Genomic DNA, 18144 nt, shown 5'->3' on the forward strand with positions numbered 1-18144 from the left:
TCAGGTAGGTTTTTTGGCGATGGTCGTTAGCATGTGCCAGGTGCCCTGAAAGTCGTCGCGCAGCATTTCGATGCGCACCTGGTTCAGGGTGGCCTCAAACTCGGCCTGCGTCATGACCTGCTGATGGAGAAGGAGCGGGAGCAGGGTGGTGAAGGTAACAATAAAATTGTCATACTGGCTCTTATGCAGTTCTGTGGAGGCGGAAAAATCGATGGGATGGGGAAAAGCCTGGACGTCGACGAAGCCAGCCTGAGCAAGTAGCGCTGCCATGGCGGATGCTACCCCCAATCCCTTTCCATCAGAGGCGAACCCATAGCCCATCGCGCCCACCATCTGATAGGAGCGCTGGAGTAACTTTTCGAGGGTGGGCGCGGGATTCACGCTCATCTTATCGCTTTCAGTCATCCGTATAATACCCCCTGGCCGCAGGGCACGGGAGATTTCGAGCAGGATGGAGGGCCAGGCATCGCGCAGGATAAAGGTGGCCGCCAGGCGAATATTGACCAGGTCAAATTCACCCTCCACGAACGCGAGTGGCTGGAGGATGTTCTCCCGAACAAAGATCGCGTTGGGGCGCTTCTCGGCCTTTGCACGCGCCTGAGCATAATAGATCATCTGCTCGCTGACGTCTAAGCCGACAACCTCGCAGTTCGGATAGGTATAGGCCACATCCAGTACCCAGCCGCCCGGCCCACAGCCAACATCCAGAATATGCGTGACATCGGGAGGCAATGCCTCAAACTCCGGTAAAACGCCGCCCATCCCCCGCGTAAGTAACCGATCCTGTTCGATCAGCCGGGTCATCTCCAGTCCGCTGTCAGGATCGGCTAGATATGTATCATCTCTTTCCTCCATTACACCCCTCCCAATATCGTAATTCATCTATGTATAGGTTTAGTGTACACGGAACAAAGAATAAATGCAATAAGCATGCTTTGAATATGTTTATTGTTAAATGGGCATTACAAGGGTTAAATAATGAGTGGGTAAAATAACATAAACGAATGCATTTGTAATGAGATCAAGTTCTCCTCTTGATGAAAAGATGCATGATTTGCTCAGTGGATGTAAAAAAAAGTCGCTCATGCTTTTTATTTCATACCAGCTGGTACTTTTATTAGCGTATATGCATCCAATAATGTATATGTCACGTGCTATAACTGTCGCTGCTAAGCTCTTGTTTGGGGACTAAGAGAGGAATATGCATCACCGGTGCGGCCTATTCGTTAGGTATTCTTTTATTCTTATCTATGGCATCGGTTGAGCGTGCTGCCCCGAGGGGTACAGGGACACCCGTAGCCAGTACATAGCTGGTATATGTGAGGGATATGCAATTATAAGGATCAGACTGTATGACAAAAAAGAACTTTCGTGTGACGCGGAATCCAAAGGCATTAGCGCTGCTGGTACTGCCTGTGGTTGTTCTGCTGATCGGGGTGCTTGTGCTAACCCAGATCCCGCGTGAATCGGCGCGGGCCGCCACAATGGGAGCACAACAGGTCCACGCGCGGGTGCATAACTATACTTTTTACATCCGTGACAACATGATGAAGATGGCCGATGGGAAGCGTATCTATGTGGTGGGTTATAGCGACAAGGCGCAGGGACCCGCCCAGGTGCCGGGTCCGCCGATCGTGGTGAACCAGGGTGATAGCGTGAACATCACCGTCATTAACGACACCCCCCAACTGATGAATATTTTCCCTGATGCCACGGGCAACCTGACGACCGCACCGGTCCAGACCGTGGATGGAGTAAAACACCCGTCCGAGCTTGACAAAGAGATTGGCATGGGACCGCTGGCGAAAAGCAGCCAGCAGGGGCAAAAGGTCAGCTATCATTTTACGGCCCAGCAGCCGGGTACCTACCTCTACCATGACTCCACGCCGGTACATATGCAGATGGGGCTCTACGGAGACTTGACGATCAAGCCTAATGGCATCCTGAACCGCGCCTATCCTGGTGCGCCACCGTATAATAAGGAATATACTTTTGTGCTCAGCGACATGGATAGCAACGCGCATGACGCCATCTTTAAAGGGAGCGCAGCAGACTGGACAAAATATCATCCCAACTACTTCCTTATCAACGGTAAATCCTGGCCCGATACGGCGATGGACCCTAATGACTCCCTCAACGTCAAGGTCGGGCAGAGCGTACTGGTGCGTTTTGTCAACGCTGGCTCTGAAATCCACATGATGCATACGCACGGCCATCACTTCACTGTCATCGGAGCCAATGGACAGAAGCTGGCGCAGCCCTATCAGAAGGACACTGTGATGGTGGCGCCGGGCGAAACGGCTGACATCAGCATGCTCCTGAATAAGCCCGGACGTTACATGTTCCATGACCACATCGAGGCCGACATCACCAATAACGGGGTGTTTCCTGGTGGCATGATGACCACCATCAACGTCAGCCTGCCCAACGGAACCAATCCGGTCCCGATGCCAGACATGGGCGCTGATGCTCAGAAAAATTAGCGTCGGTAATAGAAGGTAAGGAAAGAATTGAAGCTTATGAAGAAGCACAGAGGCCGTGTCATTATCAGGGTCCTTCTGCTGGCGTTAGCCTTCGTGGTTACCGGGATGCTGGGCGCCTGTAACCTCCCATTTGGACAGACAGACTCAAATGCGAAGGGTGGCGCAGCGGTTCCACAGACCAGGACGTTTAAGCTCTACGTACGCGACAACTGGATCACTATGCCCGATGGGAAGAAAGCTTATGTCTTTGGTTATACCGACAATCCCAAAGGTCCGGCGCAGGTCCCAGGACCCCCCCCTCGTGGTCAATGAGGGAGACAAAGTCAACGTTATCCTGATCAACGATAAAGATCCAACCAAGACACAGTATAATACCGCCGGTGACGGCCACACTATTCACCTGCACGGCCTTGATCTCTATAGCCCCTCGGATGGTGATCCTATGACCACCCCGCCACGGGACGCCAATGGCAAGGTGTTGCTATACGGTTCCAAAGGGAAAGGGGTTCAGACCGGATCGCTCAAGCAAGGTGAGCAATTTACCTATAGCTTTATCGCCGATCACGCCGGAACCTACTGGTATCATTGTCATCAATCGACCCCCGAACATATCCAGATGGGGATGTATGGAGCCATCATCGTCCGGCCGGTTGGCCAGCCCAATCACGCCTACCTCAATAGTCCGGCATTTGACGTTGACTCCACCTTTGTGCTCAGTGACCTGGATCTGCCAGGGCATAACGCCGATTATAATACGCTGTATAAAAACGCACCTGATGTTGACTGGACCAAATCCAAGGTCAGCTATGCGCTGCTGAACGGGAAGACCTGGCCCGAGACCCTGAAGGATCCCCGTTCCGTGGTGAACGCGAAGGCCGGACAGACCGTCTTGTTGCGCCTGGTCAACGCGGGAACCCAGGTCTACACGCTGAGCGCGTCCGGACTCAAGTTCCAGACCATCGGTACCGACGGCCGCAAACTGAGCCAGTATCCGATCAGCGATACCATCAGCATTGGTCCCGCCGAGCACAACGACGTACTGGTACATGTAGATCGCGCGGGAACGTATACCCTGCACGAACATATAGATGAGAATGTACCATCCAGTGTTCCTACATCAGACACCAATTTGACCACTATTACTGTCAAATAGTGTTATAATTAAACACATGCTTTCGAGCAATCATTGCATTCCCATTAAGGGCATACATGTAATGATTGCTTTTTTGCGTACATGCAAAAATGAAGAGAAACGAAGCCAGGGCAAGCAAGAGGCAAGTACTATATTCAACAGGACAACCAAATGGTTGACGTTATCACAATATTTCCTTAAAATAGTGAAGCGGAGAACTTATTTATGTATTTTTGGAGGCCCTCTATATGGTAGATCAATCACTTCTTATTGGGAGACAATTAGGCAATTACCGTATGGAAGGCCTTATTGGACAGAGTAGCGTCAGCGAGATATATCGAGGAACGCATATTCAGGGGCGCAGGCAGGCGGTGATCAAGCTCTGGCACCTGCAGCTCAATGACAGTGAATGGCAGATGTTTCGGCGCGAGGTGCAACATCTTTCCCAGCTAGACCATGCATATATTTTACGCACCCGGGATGCTGAAAGGGAGCATGGCGTGCCCCTGTTAGTGATGGATGACGTCGCCAACACTACGCTGCGGCAGCGGCTAAAGGACGGCCAGCGGCTCCCCCTCTCTATCGTCGTGACCTACATCAAGCAGCTCGCTGCAGCCATTCAATATATTCATGACCATCGACTGGCCCATTTGAACATCAAGCCAGAGAACATGCTCCTGGATGGGCAGAACAACGTCATCTTGAGCGACATCCGCATCAGTACCATCGTGCGTAACCTGACCGCCAGGAATCATCCCCTCCCGATGAGCAATGTTCTGTACATGGCCCCTGAACTATTCATGAACCAGCCCCATATTACCAGTGACCAGTATGCCCTGGCCGCCGTGGCCTATGAGTGGTTGTGTGGACGACCCCCATTTCAGGGTTCATACAACACCATCATCGAAAAGCATCGCATGCAGTCTCCCACGTCGCTGCTCGACCAGATGCAAGCGTTGCCCGAGGAGGTTGAGCGCACGCTGTTTACCGCTCTGGCTAAAGATCCAACCCGGCGTTTCTCGCGTATTATCGATTTTGCCAATGCCCTGGAACAGGCCAGCTATCAGAAGCCTCAGGTGCGTGGTACGGTGAAGGCGAGCAGAGAAGCCAGTCCGGTGCAGCGCACAGGGAACACCAATCCTCCACCTGTGCGCCAATCATCTTCGGGTCTGCGTCCGAAGCTGAATCTCACCTCGACTGCGCAGAGCAACGGCCCCTTCTGTACATTGCGCGAGCCCGTTATGAGTCTGGACTGGTCCGCGGACGGCAAGCATATTGTGGCGGCAGCTGATGGTAGAAATGTCTCTATCTGGGATATCGCTACCAGGCAGGTAGTCAAAACCTATCAGAGGCATCGCGGCAAGGTGCAGATGGTGGCCTGGGGACCACAGAAAACGAGTGTCACGGTCGCTTCGGCCAGCAGCGAAGGCAACATCCAGGTCTGGAATACCAATTCGGGCATGCAGCTGGCCTCCTGGCTCGAAGACGCCCCGATCCGCTATTTCGCCTGGTCACCGGACGGTCAATTCATTGTCTCGATCAACATGGCTGGCAACAACATCAAGATCTGGGATGTCAAAACCGGTCGGCTTGTGGTTCAGTACAACAGCAAGATCCAGCAGTTGCAGGCGCTTGACTGGTCAACGGATGGCACCTATATTGTGGCCGCCAGTAAAGAAGGTTCAATGCAGATGTGGTTTGTGGGAACCGGTATGGACGGGGACCGAGAATCGCTGAAACGTGAGCAGACCCGTGTCTACCAGCGAACGGCGATCAACGCGATCAACGCCCTCGACTGGTCGCCGAACAAAAAGCTGCTGGCCTATGGTGGATCTAACAACAACGTTGATATCTGGAATCCCATCACAGGCATCTCACCAGTGCACTATGATCAGCACAAAGGGCCCATCACCGCGATTCAGTGGTCGCCGGACGGCTCGGCCATTGCCTCCGCCAGCGCCGACCGCTCGGTCCACATCTGGGACGCCAACAATGGCAAAGTGATCTATAGCTATCGGGGTCATGGCGATGCCGTCAATGCCGTCAAATGGTCGCCGGATGGCAAGTTGCTTGCCTCCGGCAGTAGTGATAGAAGCATCCACATCTGGAGTCCCAGCTAAGCCTGGCGATTGGCGATGTGCAGCAGGATCAGGACCAGGGTCAGCACGGATACGAGCGTGAGCACCGCGACCGCACAGTAATCGCCCGTTGTCAGATGATACTCATGAAGAGAGGTGCGCTCGCGCTTTGTACCAAAGGCGCGGGCATCCACCACCATGGCGGTCACTGAGGTAGAGCGCAATGAGCCGATCAAGAGTGGCACCGTGATGGTGGGGATGGCGATCACCACGCGGGTAATGTAGCCGGGCCAGTCCGCGACCTCCCACCAGCGCGGTCGGCTCAGATCGTAACCGCGCAGCTGCAGTACCTGGAGTAAAACGGTGGTGCGCTCGATCAACTGCGGCAAGAAGCGCAAAGCTACCGTAAACGCCAGGCCGACCGCCGCGGGCATGCGGAACTTATAGAAGGCCCAGATAATTTCGGCCGGGGTCGTGGTCAGCAACAGAATCAGCGATGCCGACAGAGCCACGATTACGCGCCCCGCTTGTTGCAAGCCATACAGGAGCCCATCTGTGGATAGACCAGGTGTTCCTACCCAGCTGAGCGTGGGCGGAAAAGTATAAAACAGGTGCGTGACCGAATGAGAAGTAACGTAGAACATCCCCTGCGACCAGATCAGACCAACGGCGGGGGTAAAAACCATCGTCAGCACGACCCGAACGCGTGTCGCGGAGGGCCGCACCAGGATCCAGGGAATGAGCGTAAAAATGAGCAGGGCATAGACGAAGTTCCAGTTGAGTAGCACGCTCAAGATACCGATGATAAACGGATAGAGCACCTTGATGCGCGGGTCCAATCTATGTATCACTGAGGGGCGTGGCTCATATGAGAACATATGGCGCAGCCCTTTGGCCCCGATCAGCGCCACGAAAAGGATCGGCAGGCTCAATGGCACCACAAACATTAACAGATACCCCAGGATGGTCTGGCCAACCAGGGTGTGCGAGAAAAATTGGGATAGCCAGGGAATCATAAATGTGCCTCGATAGACTGGAGCGCTTGTAGAAACGCCTGGACGCTAAGTGAAACGCGGGAAGCCTGGCCGCCGCAAAGGCGGGAGTGAAGCTGAGCAATCGGCGGCGCCAGAATCCCATAGCCAGCCAGCTCATCCGTATGCGAGAACACATAGTCAGGCGCCCCGTCAAATACAACGCGTGTGTCGTGCAGCACCACCATGCGATTGGCGTATTCAGCCACGGACCCCATATTATGGGTAATCATGATATAGGTTAACAGCTCGCTCTGTCGCAGGGACTGCAAGAACTGCAGGAAGGCGCGGGCGTGCCCTTCATCCTGTCCTGTCGTAGGCTCATCCAGGATTAATGCCTGTGGATAGCGTGCCAGCAGGGCACCGATCGCCAGGCGTTTGCGCTGTCCATGACTGAGATGAAACGGATTGGTCGCGCGATCGGCGGTCAGATCGATAATCTCCAGCAGCTTCTCCACCGTATAGGGATGCTGCTTCTGTTGCTGACGACCTCGCTGGTGTTTGAGACCAAACGACAGTTCCTGTTCGACCGAAGCCGTAAACAGCATCTTGTCCGCCGCCTGGAAGAGGTAGGCCATATATTCCGCCTGCCGCGAGATCTGTCCCGGCACGACCGACCTGCCTCCGGAGAATATGCGACCACGGGTAGGGGCCTGGAAGCCCATCGCCAGCGAGGCCAGCGAAGTTTTTCCCGCTCCGTTGGCGCCCACGATCGCTAGCCAATCCTGTGGCTGAACCGTCAGGTTGATGTCTCGCAAGATCGTTTTCGCGCCGTATGATAATCCGACCTGCTCCCATCTGAGAACATCCTCTGCCCGCGGTTTGCCAGACGCATCGAGATAGATTGAGATGGCTGGTTGGCGTTGGGCGTGTTCGAGCAGTACCCCGGCATAGGCTGAATCAGCCATGGCCGCGTAGGCCTCATCGGCGGTCAGTGGCAGTGTGTGCTGGAAAACGTCTGGCAAGGCATGCGCCAGTGTCACCATCTGTGGTACCGAAACTTCCAGCTGCTGCCAGGGAGCTAGATCGCTGAAGGCTCCGCGGGTCGGAGCATCCACCACGATGCGGCCCTCATCCATCAATAGCACGCGGTCCACCCAGGGGACGACCTCATCGATCTTATGCTCAACCAGCACGATGGTCCAGCCATACTGCTTGTTCAGCATATGCAGCACGCTTAATACCTCCTGGGTCCCCACGGGATCGAGGTCGGAGGTGGGTTCGTCGAGCACCAGGACGCGCGACTGCATGGCCAGGGTGGCCGCGATCGCCACGCGCTGCTTCTGACCGCCAGAGAGGGTGAATATCTCCAGCTTGCGCGCGGCCTCCATGCGCGTATGAGCCAGCGAGGTCACCACACGCCGCTCGATCTCAGCATGTGGCAGGGCCAGATTCTCGGGCCCAAAGGCGATCTCGGACTCCACATCCAGGTGGACCAGTTGTTCATCAGGATTTTGAAAGACGATGCCGATGTGTTGGGCGGCCTCGTGTACCTCCATGGTACCAATCTCTTGCGCGCCCAGGTAGACATGACCTTCAAATGTGCCGGCGATCCGCGAGGGTATGAGACCGGCCAGGGCCAGAGCGAGGGTAGATTTTCCGCACCCCGAAGGACCTGCGAGCAAGACGAACTCGCCCGCAGGGATGGTTAATTGTACAGAATGTAATACTGCTCGCTCTGAACCTGCGTAGGTAAATGATACGTTATCAACGTTCAGGTCAGGCATGGTTATCCTTTGAGTTCTGTACTTGTTTCGGCTTCTGTGGTGCTATATTCCGCCACAGGTGCGGCGGGAGTTGCTGTATCGGCAACGTTGTCAGGCGTCTTATCCGCTAAAGGTGCCGCTGGGTCAGCGGCGGGAACCGTGTCAGCGGCGGGCTGAACAGGTGCATTGCGAGACATGACAAAGGCGATAATGGTGACGACCAGCAAGATAGCAGCAGCCACCAGCACCGTGGTCCCATCCGACATGTGCAGCGTGTTATTACTGGTATCGTCGGGATGGTAGTTGGTCACCAGCATATAAATGCCATCGAGGGCCACCAGAATGGTCAAAATCAGGCCCGCGATCGCGACCCGTCTGAGTGTAACACTACTCATGGTTATCTCCCTTCTCCCAGTGCGCTACTGGCTGGCACATCTCGTGGCTCTTCAACTGGCCTGGGCGTCCTGGTTAACGCAGAGGCAGGATTCACCGAGCGCGCGATACGGACCGCCAGAGGACCGGAGACCGCCGCCTCAATGCCATTACCAATCGTATTGAAGAGAGTATAGAAGAAGATGTAGCCCAGCGTCTTGGTCGAGCCCTCGATGAAGGGTCCGAGGAAAGCGCTCTGCACCGTGACCGCAGGGAAGGCACGCAGTGCCCCCAGGATCAGGCCGTCGATGACCGCCGTCCAATCACCCTTCGCGAACACCTGACCACCACGCAGCACAATATAGACATCTAACAGAAGACCCTGCAGCAGACCATACGGCCACATCAAGACATTGATGCCGGTACCGCTATAGAGCAACTGCATCAGGATGAAATTCAAGAAGACCATGGCCGTGGCGCAACCGGGCTTACGGATCAGCGCGATGCCGGTCATCAGCAGAAACATATAAGGAAGATCATTCAACGCCAGCAGGTGGCCAAAAGGGATCAACTGGATGATCGGGGTAATGAACTGGTCGCCAATCAGGTTGTCATACACTTCAAGCAACACACCCATAATGGCGATGATCAAGATGTCCTGTGTCGTCCAGCGAGCAAATTTGCGGCTGCGCTGATAAATAAAGAAGAGCCCGGCGATAACCAGTGCCCAGATAATAATGTACACGACAAGGCTGACCGGATATGGTAGGTTGACCGTTGTCGTGCCTTCCCAAGATTTAGGAAGCATGTCCACACCTCCCTATGAAAATACATAGTGATAACGATTAACTGGTAACGATGTAAAAGAACAGTGATTGTTGTGGATTAATCCTGAGTAAAGTATAGAAGCTCTAATTTAATTAAAAGTAATCTTAATATTAAGTGTGAGTAAATCTTCTATAACTGCTATCTATGAGAATGCGGGCTATGTAGAAGATATATTTCTGATAGGTGAGAAACAGGGAGAAGTGTTTGAGCATATGTTGGGCCGCCTATCAATACAAAGGCGGCCCAGAGGGTGGGGTTATGGGCGGGTGGGCAAGGCGGCCACGAAGGTTCCGGCCACTTTGACGTCTCCGTTCTGGTCGATGGCCTGAACCTTGCCGCTGATGCGCTGCTCGCCGTCGGCCTCGAATTTCTCGGTGATCATGCCAGTGCAGGTGATGATGTCGTTCAGGTGGGTCATGCCTTTGAAGCGCACACCAAATTTGCGCAGGGCCTGTGGTCCCACATAATCGCTCACCATCTGCCCCACCAGCCCCATGATCAGCATGCCATGGGCGATGATGCCGCCGGTCCCTATTCGCTCACCGACCAAGGGATCGGTATGCAAAGGATTAAAGTCGCCGGAAGCGCCGGCGTAGCGCACGAGCTGCAGATGGGTGATCGGCGGTGTCGTCAACGGCGGGATGGTGTCCCCGACCTGTACGTCGTCGGCATATCGCACCGGGTTGGTCATGTATTGTGGCTCCTTTCGGTTCGGTTTTAAATCGGGGGCAAGCCCCGAACGTACGATGGGACCCGTGGGCGGGTTTATGTACGGATGACGAGGGATGCTCGGGTGTTTAAGACGGGTTGGTTGTGCTGGTTGACGTAGCGGGTTTCTAGCGTCAGGATGTCCAGAGAGTGGCCGCCGCTGCCGGGACGGGTCTTGCCGTCGATCAGGGTGGTGGTGCCGGTCAGTACGTCGTCGGGATAGATGGGGGCCAGGTATTCGTATTCCTCCTCGCCGTGCAGGATGCGCGAGACGTCGATGCCCAGGTCCGCCATGCTGCTGCCGCGTGTGCGGTTGCCCCAGAAGTTGAACAAGGTGGGCGTGGTTGGCGAGATGGGGACGTCGGCATAGCCGGCGGCCTGCGCGGCCTCGCGGCTATGGTAGATCGGGTTCATATCGCCGATGGCCAGGTTCAACTCATGGATCTTGCCGCGCTGTACCTCGTAGGTGAAGGGCGCGAAGCTGGTGCCAATCTTACTGGTGTCAAACATAGGGACTCCTTTGCATGCGAGAACTTAGCGTGGACCGCCGGCGACATAGATGATCTGGCCACTGACATAGCTCGACTCCTCTGAGGCCAGGAAGTTGATGACGTTGGCGACATCGCGTGGCTGGCCTACGCGGCGCACTGGAATCACCTTGGAGGCCGCCTCGATACGCTCCTGGGGATCGAAGCCCATACGGCGGGCTGTGGCGCGCGTCATCTCGGTATCTATAAAGCCTGGCGCCACCGCGTTGGCCGTGATGCCGAACTGGCCCAACTCGATGGCCAGAGTACGCGTCAGTCCCTGCAGGCCCGCCTTGGCGGTGGAGTAGTTGCTCTGGCCGCGATTGCCCAGCGCGGATGTAGAGGAGAGCGAGACGATGCGCCCATACTTCTGCTTGACCATGTAGGCCTGGGCAGCGCGGCTGCAGAGGAAGGCTCCCTTCAGATGCACACCCATGACCGTGTCCCAGTCTTCATCGGTCATCTTGAAGAGCAGGTTATCGCGTAACACGCCGGCATTGTTAACCAGAATATCCAGGCGGCCGAAGCGATCGATGGCCTGCTGGATGGCGGACTCGACCGCCTCTCTCTCCGTCACGTTGCAGGAGACGGCCAGGGCCTGCGCCCCGATCTTCTCTATTTCAGCCACCACCTGCTGGCAGCCATCGGTATCGATGTCGGCTACCACCACCTGCGCGCCATCCTCGGCCAGGCGCAGGGCTGTGGCCGCCCCGATCCCTCTACCAGCTCCGGTGACAAAAGCTACTCGTCCTTCATGTTTCGCCATGATGTTATGTCCTTTCATAATGCGCCCGTGAGGGGCGTTCGAAAAAATATCGTGAAGGGTAAATCGGCCGCGAAGGCCGAACCTATGGTGTGGGCGTCGTCGTGCGTGGAGGGGAAATTGTCCGCAAGGGCGCACCCACAAGTAATATATCCAGGGCCTCGATTGAGCCGGCTTGAACGAGCAGGGGGTTGATCTCCAGCGCGTTCAAGTTGGGCCCCAGGGCCAGGGCCAAAAAGCAGATGCGGTGTATGATCTCCGCGAGTTGCGGTAGGTCAATCGCTGGCTGGCCGCGCGCGCCGCGCAGTAGGGCCGCGCCGCGTAGTTCGCCCAGCATGGTGATGATCTCTGATTGTGGAATCGGCAGTACGCGGACCGCCGTATCTTTGAGCACCTCCGTCCAGATGCCGCCCAGGCCGAGCGTGAGCACGGGCCCCCAGAGGGAATCGCGCACGATGCCGACCAGCAGCTCAACGCCGCCTGAGCGCATCGGTGTGATCAGGATACCCTCGATCTGCGCTTGCGGAGCCTGGTCGCGAACGCGTTGCAGCATGGCCTCAAAGGCTGTCGCGACCTCCTCCTCTGTCTGGATATTGAGCGCGACTCCTCCGATATCGCTTTTATGAGGAAGCTGCGGCGATTGAATCTTGAGCACCATGGGCAGACCCAGGGCACGGGCCGCCGCGACCGCTTCTGGTGCCGTTGTGGTCAGTTGTCCCGGCACCAGTGGGATGCCGGCCTGCTGCAAGAGCGAGCGTGCACGAGCCTCCGACCACGTTTCGACGGTGGGATCGATGGAAAGTGGCGGCAGTGTTATCTCATCTGGCGCCAATTCTTGTTGGGGAGCGCGCAATTGTTCGGACCACCAGAGGAATCTGGCCAGGGCGCGCACGCCGTGTTCGAGTCCGGAGATAAAATGCAGCCCGGTGTGCTCGACCACCACGCGTGTCGTCCCCGGCAGGTCCAGGCAGGTATTGGTGGTCAGAATGACCGGGCACGGAGCCGAGCGGATAATGCGCGTTAGATTATCATAGAGCGGCAGCGTTGTGGCCAGCGTCTCGGGCGTAGGTTCGCGTCCCCCCTCGACGGTTGTCAGATTGAGCACGAAATCGATGTTGGGATCGTTGACTACCACCTCAAGCGCGCGCTGCTGCAGAGTGGCATCCACTACCACATAGCCGGTTACATCCAGTGGGTTGTGGCTGGTTGAGAACGGGGGCAGCACCTCTCGCAGCTTCTTGATGGTCGAGGGCGCGAACTCGGGCAGCTGCAGCCCCACCTCTTCCGCCAGGTCTGAGATGATGTCGCAGGCGCCGCCGGATGGTGTGACCACGCCCATGCGGCGTCCCGGCAACGGCGGATTATATCCGGCCAGGGCCGCCGTCGTCAGCAGGTCCTCCAGTGAGGAGACGCGGATCATGCCGAGCTGGCGAAAGGCCGCCGCGTTGATAGCATCGTTGCCGACCAGCGCGCCGGTATGGGCCAGGGCCGTACGCGAGCTGGCCTCGCTGCTGCCGATCTTGAGCACCACGATGGCTTTGCCGAGCGCTCGAGCCTTGTTGGCCACGCGCCGCAGCTCGGCGGGATGGCGCACGCACTCCAGGAAGAGCGCGATCGAGCGCGTTGCCTCATCGTCGAGTAGATAGTCCACCACGTCGGTCACTGAGATCATGCTCTCGTTGCCCATAGCAACCAGCAGGCTCAGTCCAATGGCGTGTCCCTGGGCGAAGGCCAGCACCGCGCTGGTGAGCGCGCCGCTCTGCAGGACTATTCCAACCGGACCCGCCTTGAGTGGAGGCGTAATGGGCAGTCCATAAGGCGTAATCTGATCGGTGATATTGATGAAGCCGTTGCCATTGGGCCCCAGGATGGTCAGCGAATGGGCGCGAGCGTATTCAAGCAACTCTTGCTCAAGGCGTGTGCCGACATCGCCGGTTTCGCTAAAGCCGGAGGTCAGCACTACGAAGCGCGTCGTCCCCAGCTCGGCCGCCTCCTGCACGATAGGCAGCACGCGAGCCGTCGAGACCATCACGAATGCCAGGTCAACCACCTCCGGCACATCGCGCAGCGAACGAAACGCTGGCTGTCCATGCACGATCTCCCGATTGGGATTAACCAGGTAGACAGGACCCGCGAAGCCGAAATTTCGCAGATTATCAAAGGTATAGATCGACCAGCGCGAATTATCGGTGGCCCCGATCAGCGCGATACTGCGCGGCCGAAAGAAACGATACAACTGCTCCGTTGAGATATGTCGAGATGGTAACATCGTTATTACCTCGTAAATCGGACGCGAGGTCCGAACGTATGGGCGACATCGTCGTGCGTCGAGAGAGAAAATCGGACGCGAGGTCCTAACCTATGGGTTTCATCGGACGCGGGGCGTATTCACGCGATATGAAAATATGGGAGCGTGAGATCGTCGCCGACGTTTTGGAAGACGATCTGCACCGCCGCTCCGATCTGGATGTGTTGGCCGGGAGGATCGACCAGGCGCGACATCATACGTACTCCTTCCTCTAGTTCGATGAGCGCGACGACAAACGGTGTGGAGGCGGCAAACGCTCCGTATGCCTGGTGGACAACGGTGTACGAATAGATATGTCCACGACCGCTGGCGACGATCCATTCCAGGGTGGTGGCGTGGCAGTGTGGGCAGAGCGAGCGCGGATAGAATACCGCTTGAGAGCATCCGGTGCAGCGCTGGATGCGCAGCTCACCCTGTGCCAGACCTTCCCAGTAGGGACGCGAATCGCTATCCTGCTGAAGCAGCGAAGCTGGTAATTGTTCAGGCATAACGCTCCATCACTCCTTTCCCAGAATAACCGTCGCAGCTGACGAGAGCACGCCACCGGTCCCGTGGGCCAGCGCTACGCGTGCGTCTGCAACCTGGCGGGAGGCGCATTCGCCGCGCAACTGCCGCGTAGCCTCGATCAGCAGAAAGATGCCATACATGCCGGGATGGCAGTAGGAGAGTCCCCCGCCATTGGTATTCATCGGGAAGGGACCACCGGGGGCCGTGCGCTGTCCACTGACGAAGGCCCCGCCCTCACCGGGCGCGCAGAAGCCCAGCGCCTCCAGGGTCATTATCACCGTAATCGTGAACGAATCGTAGATCTCGGTCACATCGATGTCCGAGGGCATCAAGCCCGCCATGGCGAAGGCCGCTTTGCCTGATGTAATCGCCGACCGATGAGAGGCCAGGTCGGGCATGTTGGCAATGGTATTATGGGTATGCGACTCGCCGTGGCCCAGGATCCAGACCGGCGGCTTGCGCGTCGAGCGGGCCCGGTCGGCTGACGCAACGACCACGGCCCCGCCACCATCCGTGACCAGGCAGCAGTCCAGCAGATGCAGCGGCTCCGCCACCCAGCGCGAGTTCAGCACATCCTCGATTCTGATCGGCTCGCGCATCATGGCCTTCTCGTTCATGGCGGCCCATTTTCTTGTAGCCACTGCCACCTCGGCCAGCTGCTCACTGGTTGTGCCATATTCATGCATATGGCGCATGGCGGCCAGCGCGTAGGCGCCCACGGGTGTCGGCAGGCCGAAGAGTGGTTCGAACTGCTCCGTCAGTTTGAAAGCGGCGGGAGCGCGCTGGCGCGAACGGTCGGAGCGCTGCGTACTGCCATAGGTGATCAGGGCCACATCGAAGAGACCCGCCTCAATGCCGGCCAGGGCGTGTCCGATGTGGGCCTCGAAGGAGGCGCCCCCGATATTGGTCGAATCGGTATATTTAGGCTGGATGCCCAGGTACTCGGCCAGCATCAGATTGGGGGACCAGGCCCAGTTGCCGGCGCCGAAGAGCGCCTCGACATCAGCGAAGGTCAGGCCTGCATCATCGAGGGCGGCCCGGGCCGCCTGCGCCTGCAACTGGAGCACCGTTTTATCCGGTGTACGACCAAGGTCCGACTCGGCTACACCCACGATGGCGGCCCTGCGCGTAGAGGCCATTAAAGCGCCTCCCCCAGCTTGACGTGGCCGCGCAGCAGGTTGCGCGAGATAATGAAGCGCTGAATCTCATCGGTCCCCTCGAAGATACGCCACAGGCGCACCTCGCGATACCAGCGCTCAACCGGCAGCTCCTTGGTATAGCCCATGCCGCCGTGGATCTGCAGCACGCGATCGATGACGTGGTTGACCATGTTAGAGCCATGCAGCTTGGCGATCGAGGAGGCGTGGCGATTATCCTGCTTCTGCTCCGCCAGCCAGGCCGCGTAGAGCGCTAGCCAGCGCGTCGCCTCGATCTCGACGTTTGAATCCGCGATCATCCACTGGATGGCCTGGCGCTCAGAGATTGGCTTGCCGAAGGTCTGGCGCGTATGCGAATAATCGATGGCCATCTGCAGGGCACGCTCGGCTACCCCGACCGCGCGGCAGGCGATGGCCCAGCGGCCCGCCCCGATCCACTGCATGCCCAGATTGAAGCCACCATTGAGCTTGCCCAGGATGTTTTTAGAGGGCACGCGCACATTCTCGAAATACAGCGAGGCCGGTCCCCACTCGCCCATGGTCGGGATATAGGTTGAGCGCCAGCCCATGTCGCGATCGACCAGGAAGCAGGTCACGCCACCGTGGGCCCCCTTCTCGGCGTCGGTGATGGCGAAGACCATCGCGAAGTCCGCCTCATTGCCGTTGGTAATAAAGACCTTTTCGCCATTGAGGATCCAGTCATCGCCATCCTGAATGGCGCGCATCTGGATATTGGCGGCATCCGAGCCCGCGCCCGGTTCGGTCAGCGCGAAGCACGAGCGGCGCTCGCCGTTGATGGTAGGGATTAAATAGCGCTGTTTCTGTTCTTCGTTGCAGTAATAGAGGATATTATCGGCGTTGCCGCCAAAGGCGAACGGCACAAAGGTACGCGCCAGTTCCATGCTCACGACAGCCGTCATTAGCGGACCAAGGTTGGCCCCACCGTACTCCTCGGGCGTATTGATGCCCCAGAAGCCCATCTCTTTGGCCTTGCGCTGCAGTTCGCGGATCTTCGCGGGCTCGATGCCGGGGCGGTTCTCGCGCTCATTGCGTAGCACGTCGCCTTCCAGAGGCATCAACTCTCGCTTCACAAAATCACGAACGGTCTGCTGAACCATCTTCTGTTCATCGGTCAGGCTAAAATCCATGCACTGGCTCCTTTGCACTGTCGCTAGAGGCGTGACCTCGCAGATAATAGAGAAGAAGACCCACCCTGGTCTTCTCCGGGTTCGCCATGGGAGCATAAAAAAAGATAGCAGACGTTCACGCGCCCTGGTGAATGTCTGCTGGTGATAGCATGCTGCTCGTTCCTTTTATCTGTCGCTATCCACTGTAAAGTAGAGGACTGTTGATATTGTAAGTCTGTGCACAAGCGTAGCATATTTTAGGTGAATATTCAATGGATGCGGTTTTGCCGGGTGTCCGTTATATATTTGCAAGGCCCAAACCTACGATGGGCGTTTTCGTGCGTGAAGAGGGAAAATCGGGCGCAAGGCCCGAACCTACGATTCACGTTCTTTATTGCAAAAATGTGACGGATACCCATGGCGTGCGTGCGGCTTGACTTTCATTGGTTGAGAAAATACACTGATGTGTATTGAATGCCATACATGCATATCCGGCCAAGGAGGGCTTCTATGACAGCAGTTCCCGAACGGACCTATACGACATTGAGCAGCAGTGGTCTGCGCCAGGATATCTTGCCGATGCGCCTGTACCAGAAAGCCAAGAAGCTTGGCATCTGGGACCCACGGGCCATTGATCTCTCAAAAGATCGCCAGGACTGGCTTAGCCAGCCCGAAGAGAAGCGGGAGGCGATCCGGCGCAGCGTGATCGCCTTTCAGGCCGGCGAAGAGGCGGTCACCCTCGATCTACTTCCCCTGATCATGACCGTTGCGCGCGAGAATCGGCTGGAAGAAGAGATGTTTCTGACTACGTTCCTGTGGGAGGAAGCCAAGCATACCGAATTCTTTCGCCGTGTGCTGGACGAGGTCATGCAGGAGCACAATGATCTGCACGAAGGACGCAGGGCCAGCGGCGGACGCGATATCTTTGCTGACGAACTACCTCGCACCATGAATCTGTTGCTGGCCGATCCATCGCCGCTCAACCAGGCGCGGGCCTCCGTGCTCTATAATATGATCGTTGAGGGGGTGCTGGCGGAGACCGGATATTTTAGCTTTGGGCGCATGCTCGATGAGGGGAACATCATGCCCGGTTTCCGGCAGGGAATTACCCTGATCAAGCGAGATGAATCGCGCCACATCGCCTATGGCGTCTTCCTGATTTCGCGACTGGTGGCGGAACATCCCGACCTCTGGCCGCAAGTTGAAGCGCGCATGAACGAACTGTTCGAGGCTATCGCACGCCACCAGGAGCAGGATGGCACGCCGGATGTCATTCGAGACTATGCGCGCCAGCAATTTGAGAAGCGGCTCAAGCGTATTAGCCGCGCCCGCACGCAGAGCCTGGAACAGGTCTATCATACCCCAGAGAACGAAGAGGCCGAAGCGGTTTAAGCGGGGCAAGCCCCGCACCTACGCG

At 57.0% G+C, this 18144-nt stretch carries 17 protein-coding genes; 5 read left to right on the forward strand and 12 right to left on the reverse strand.

Annotated features, from left to right (window positions below; translation table 11 throughout):
- Window positions 1-855: a class I SAM-dependent methyltransferase gene (locus AABA21_RS12145; RefSeq protein ID WP_338250217.1), complete on the reverse strand. Its 855-nt coding sequence runs from the start codon at window positions 853-855 to the stop codon at window positions 1-3.
- Between the two features lie 497 nt (window positions 856-1352).
- Here AABA21_RS12145 and AABA21_RS12150 point away from each other — a divergent pair, with 497 nt between their 5' ends.
- From AABA21_RS12150 to AABA21_RS12165, 4 genes are all read left to right on the forward strand, one after another.
- Window positions 1353-2483, forward strand: coding sequence for a multicopper oxidase domain-containing protein (locus AABA21_RS12150; protein WP_338250219.1), 1131 nt, complete (start codon window positions 1353-1355; stop codon window positions 2481-2483).
- A 36-nt stretch (window positions 2484-2519) separates the two neighbouring features.
- Window positions 2520-2795: a hypothetical protein gene (locus tag AABA21_RS12155; protein WP_338250221.1), complete on the forward strand. Its 276-nt coding sequence runs from the start codon at window positions 2520-2522 to the stop codon at window positions 2793-2795.
- A complete protein-coding gene (locus AABA21_RS12160) occupies window positions 2785-3636 on the forward strand; it encodes a multicopper oxidase domain-containing protein (protein WP_338250223.1) in 852 nt (283 codons plus the stop codon). Before AABA21_RS12155 ends, AABA21_RS12160 begins: the two co-directional genes overlap by 11 nt.
- Before the next feature lie 227 nt (window positions 3637-3863).
- Window positions 3864-5735: a protein kinase domain-containing protein gene (locus AABA21_RS12165; protein WP_338250225.1), complete on the forward strand. Its 1872-nt coding sequence runs from the start codon at window positions 3864-3866 to the stop codon at window positions 5733-5735.
- Here the strand turns inward: AABA21_RS12165 and AABA21_RS12170 are convergent.
- From AABA21_RS12170 to AABA21_RS12220, 11 genes are all read right to left on the reverse strand, one after another.
- Window positions 5732-6709, reverse strand: a complete 978-nt coding sequence (locus tag AABA21_RS12170; RefSeq protein ID WP_338250227.1) for an energy-coupling factor transporter transmembrane component T family protein — start codon at window positions 6707-6709, stop codon at window positions 5732-5734. The genes AABA21_RS12165 and AABA21_RS12170 overlap by 4 nt on opposite strands.
- The gene (locus AABA21_RS12175; protein WP_338250229.1) at window positions 6706-8451 is read right to left on the reverse strand and encodes an ABC transporter ATP-binding protein; all 1746 of its coding nucleotides are present in this window, start codon (window positions 8449-8451) and stop codon (window positions 6706-6708) included. The genes AABA21_RS12170 and AABA21_RS12175 overlap by 4 nt, the downstream gene beginning before the upstream one ends.
- Window positions 8452-8453: 2 nt before the next feature.
- Complete coding sequence (locus AABA21_RS12180) at window positions 8454-8825, reverse strand: hypothetical protein (RefSeq protein ID WP_338250231.1); 372 nt, start codon at window positions 8823-8825, stop codon at window positions 8454-8456.
- 2 nt (window positions 8826-8827) lie between these two features.
- Window positions 8828-9610 carry a hypothetical protein gene (locus AABA21_RS12185; protein WP_338250233.1) on the reverse strand — a complete coding sequence of 261 codons (783 nt, stop codon included), beginning with the start codon at window positions 9608-9610 and terminating at the stop codon, window positions 8828-8830.
- Window positions 9611-9886: 276 nt separating this feature from the next.
- Window positions 9887-10321 (reverse strand): MaoC/PaaZ C-terminal domain-containing protein, encoded by a 435-nt coding sequence (locus AABA21_RS12190; RefSeq protein ID WP_338250234.1) that lies wholly within the window; start codon window positions 10319-10321, stop codon window positions 9887-9889.
- Window positions 10322-10395: 74 nt separating this feature from the next.
- A complete protein-coding gene (locus AABA21_RS12195) occupies window positions 10396-10848 on the reverse strand; it encodes an FAS1-like dehydratase domain-containing protein (protein WP_338250238.1) in 453 nt (150 codons plus the stop codon).
- 24 nt (window positions 10849-10872) lie between these two features.
- Complete coding sequence (locus tag AABA21_RS12200) at window positions 10873-11631, reverse strand: beta-ketoacyl-ACP reductase (RefSeq protein WP_338250240.1); 759 nt, start codon at window positions 11629-11631, stop codon at window positions 10873-10875.
- 82 nt (window positions 11632-11713) lie between these two features.
- Complete coding sequence (locus AABA21_RS12205; protein WP_338250241.1) at window positions 11714-13897, reverse strand: acetate--CoA ligase family protein; 2184 nt, start codon at window positions 13895-13897, stop codon at window positions 11714-11716.
- A 119-nt stretch (window positions 13898-14016) separates the two neighbouring features.
- The gene (locus AABA21_RS12210) at window positions 14017-14424 is read right to left on the reverse strand and encodes a Zn-ribbon domain-containing OB-fold protein (protein WP_338250243.1); all 408 of its coding nucleotides are present in this window, start codon (window positions 14422-14424) and stop codon (window positions 14017-14019) included.
- Between the two features lie 9 nt (window positions 14425-14433).
- Window positions 14434-15582 (reverse strand): acetyl-CoA acetyltransferase, encoded by a 1149-nt coding sequence (locus tag AABA21_RS12215; RefSeq protein ID WP_338250245.1) that lies wholly within the window; start codon window positions 15580-15582, stop codon window positions 14434-14436.
- Window positions 15582-16748: an acyl-CoA dehydrogenase family protein gene (locus AABA21_RS12220; RefSeq protein WP_338250247.1), complete on the reverse strand. Its 1167-nt coding sequence runs from the start codon at window positions 16746-16748 to the stop codon at window positions 15582-15584. Before AABA21_RS12220 ends, AABA21_RS12215 begins: the two co-directional genes overlap by 1 nt.
- Before the next feature lie 489 nt (window positions 16749-17237).
- Between AABA21_RS12220 and AABA21_RS12225 the strand changes: the two genes are divergently transcribed.
- Window positions 17238-18119 (forward strand): R2-like ligand-binding oxidase, encoded by an 882-nt coding sequence (locus AABA21_RS12225; protein ID WP_338250250.1) that lies wholly within the window; start codon window positions 17238-17240, stop codon window positions 18117-18119.
- Window positions 18120-18144 lie beyond the last annotated feature (25 nt).

The organism is Dictyobacter halimunensis, from assembly GCF_036245075.1.

Excerpts from the sequence above, each read along its gene's own strand:
- AABA21_RS12220 (WP_338250247.1), bottom strand. The coding sequence starts at position 16,748 with ATGGATTTTAGCCTGACCGATGAACAGAAGATGGTTCAGCAGACCGTT.
- AABA21_RS12190 (WP_338250234.1), bottom strand. The coding sequence starts at position 10,321 with ATGACCAACCCGGTGCGATATGCCGACGACGTACAGGTCGGGGACACC.
- AABA21_RS12205 (WP_338250241.1), bottom strand. The coding sequence starts at position 13,897 with ATGTTACCATCTCGACATATCTCAACGGAGCAGTTGTATCGTTTCTTT.
- AABA21_RS12180 (WP_338250231.1), bottom strand. The coding sequence starts at position 8,825 with ATGAGTAGTGTTACACTCAGACGGGTCGCGATCGCGGGCCTGATTTTG.
- AABA21_RS12155 (WP_338250221.1), top strand. The coding sequence starts at position 2,520 with ATGAAGAAGCACAGAGGCCGTGTCATTATCAGGGTCCTTCTGCTGGCG.
- AABA21_RS12165 (WP_338250225.1), top strand. The coding sequence starts at position 3,864 with ATGGTAGATCAATCACTTCTTATTGGGAGACAATTAGGCAATTACCGT.
- AABA21_RS12185 (WP_338250233.1), bottom strand. The coding sequence starts at position 9,610 with ATGCTTCCTAAATCTTGGGAAGGCACGACAACGGTCAACCTACCATAT.
- AABA21_RS12225 (WP_338250250.1), top strand. The coding sequence starts at position 17,238 with ATGACAGCAGTTCCCGAACGGACCTATACGACATTGAGCAGCAGTGGT.
- AABA21_RS12170 (WP_338250227.1), bottom strand. The coding sequence starts at position 6,709 with ATGATTCCCTGGCTATCCCAATTTTTCTCGCACACCCTGGTTGGCCAG.
- AABA21_RS12200 (WP_338250240.1), bottom strand. The coding sequence starts at position 11,631 with ATGGCGAAACATGAAGGACGAGTAGCTTTTGTCACCGGAGCTGGTAGA.
- AABA21_RS12195 (WP_338250238.1), bottom strand. The coding sequence starts at position 10,848 with ATGTTTGACACCAGTAAGATTGGCACCAGCTTCGCGCCCTTCACCTAC.
- AABA21_RS12210 (WP_338250243.1), bottom strand. The coding sequence starts at position 14,424 with ATGCCTGAACAATTACCAGCTTCGCTGCTTCAGCAGGATAGCGATTCG.
- AABA21_RS12150 (WP_338250219.1), top strand. The coding sequence starts at position 1,353 with ATGACAAAAAAGAACTTTCGTGTGACGCGGAATCCAAAGGCATTAGCG.
- AABA21_RS12215 (WP_338250245.1), bottom strand. The coding sequence starts at position 15,582 with ATGGCCTCTACGCGCAGGGCCGCCATCGTGGGTGTAGCCGAGTCGGAC.
- AABA21_RS12175 (WP_338250229.1), bottom strand. The coding sequence starts at position 8,451 with ATGCCTGACCTGAACGTTGATAACGTATCATTTACCTACGCAGGTTCA.
- AABA21_RS12145 (WP_338250217.1), bottom strand. The coding sequence starts at position 855 with ATGGAGGAAAGAGATGATACATATCTAGCCGATCCTGACAGCGGACTG.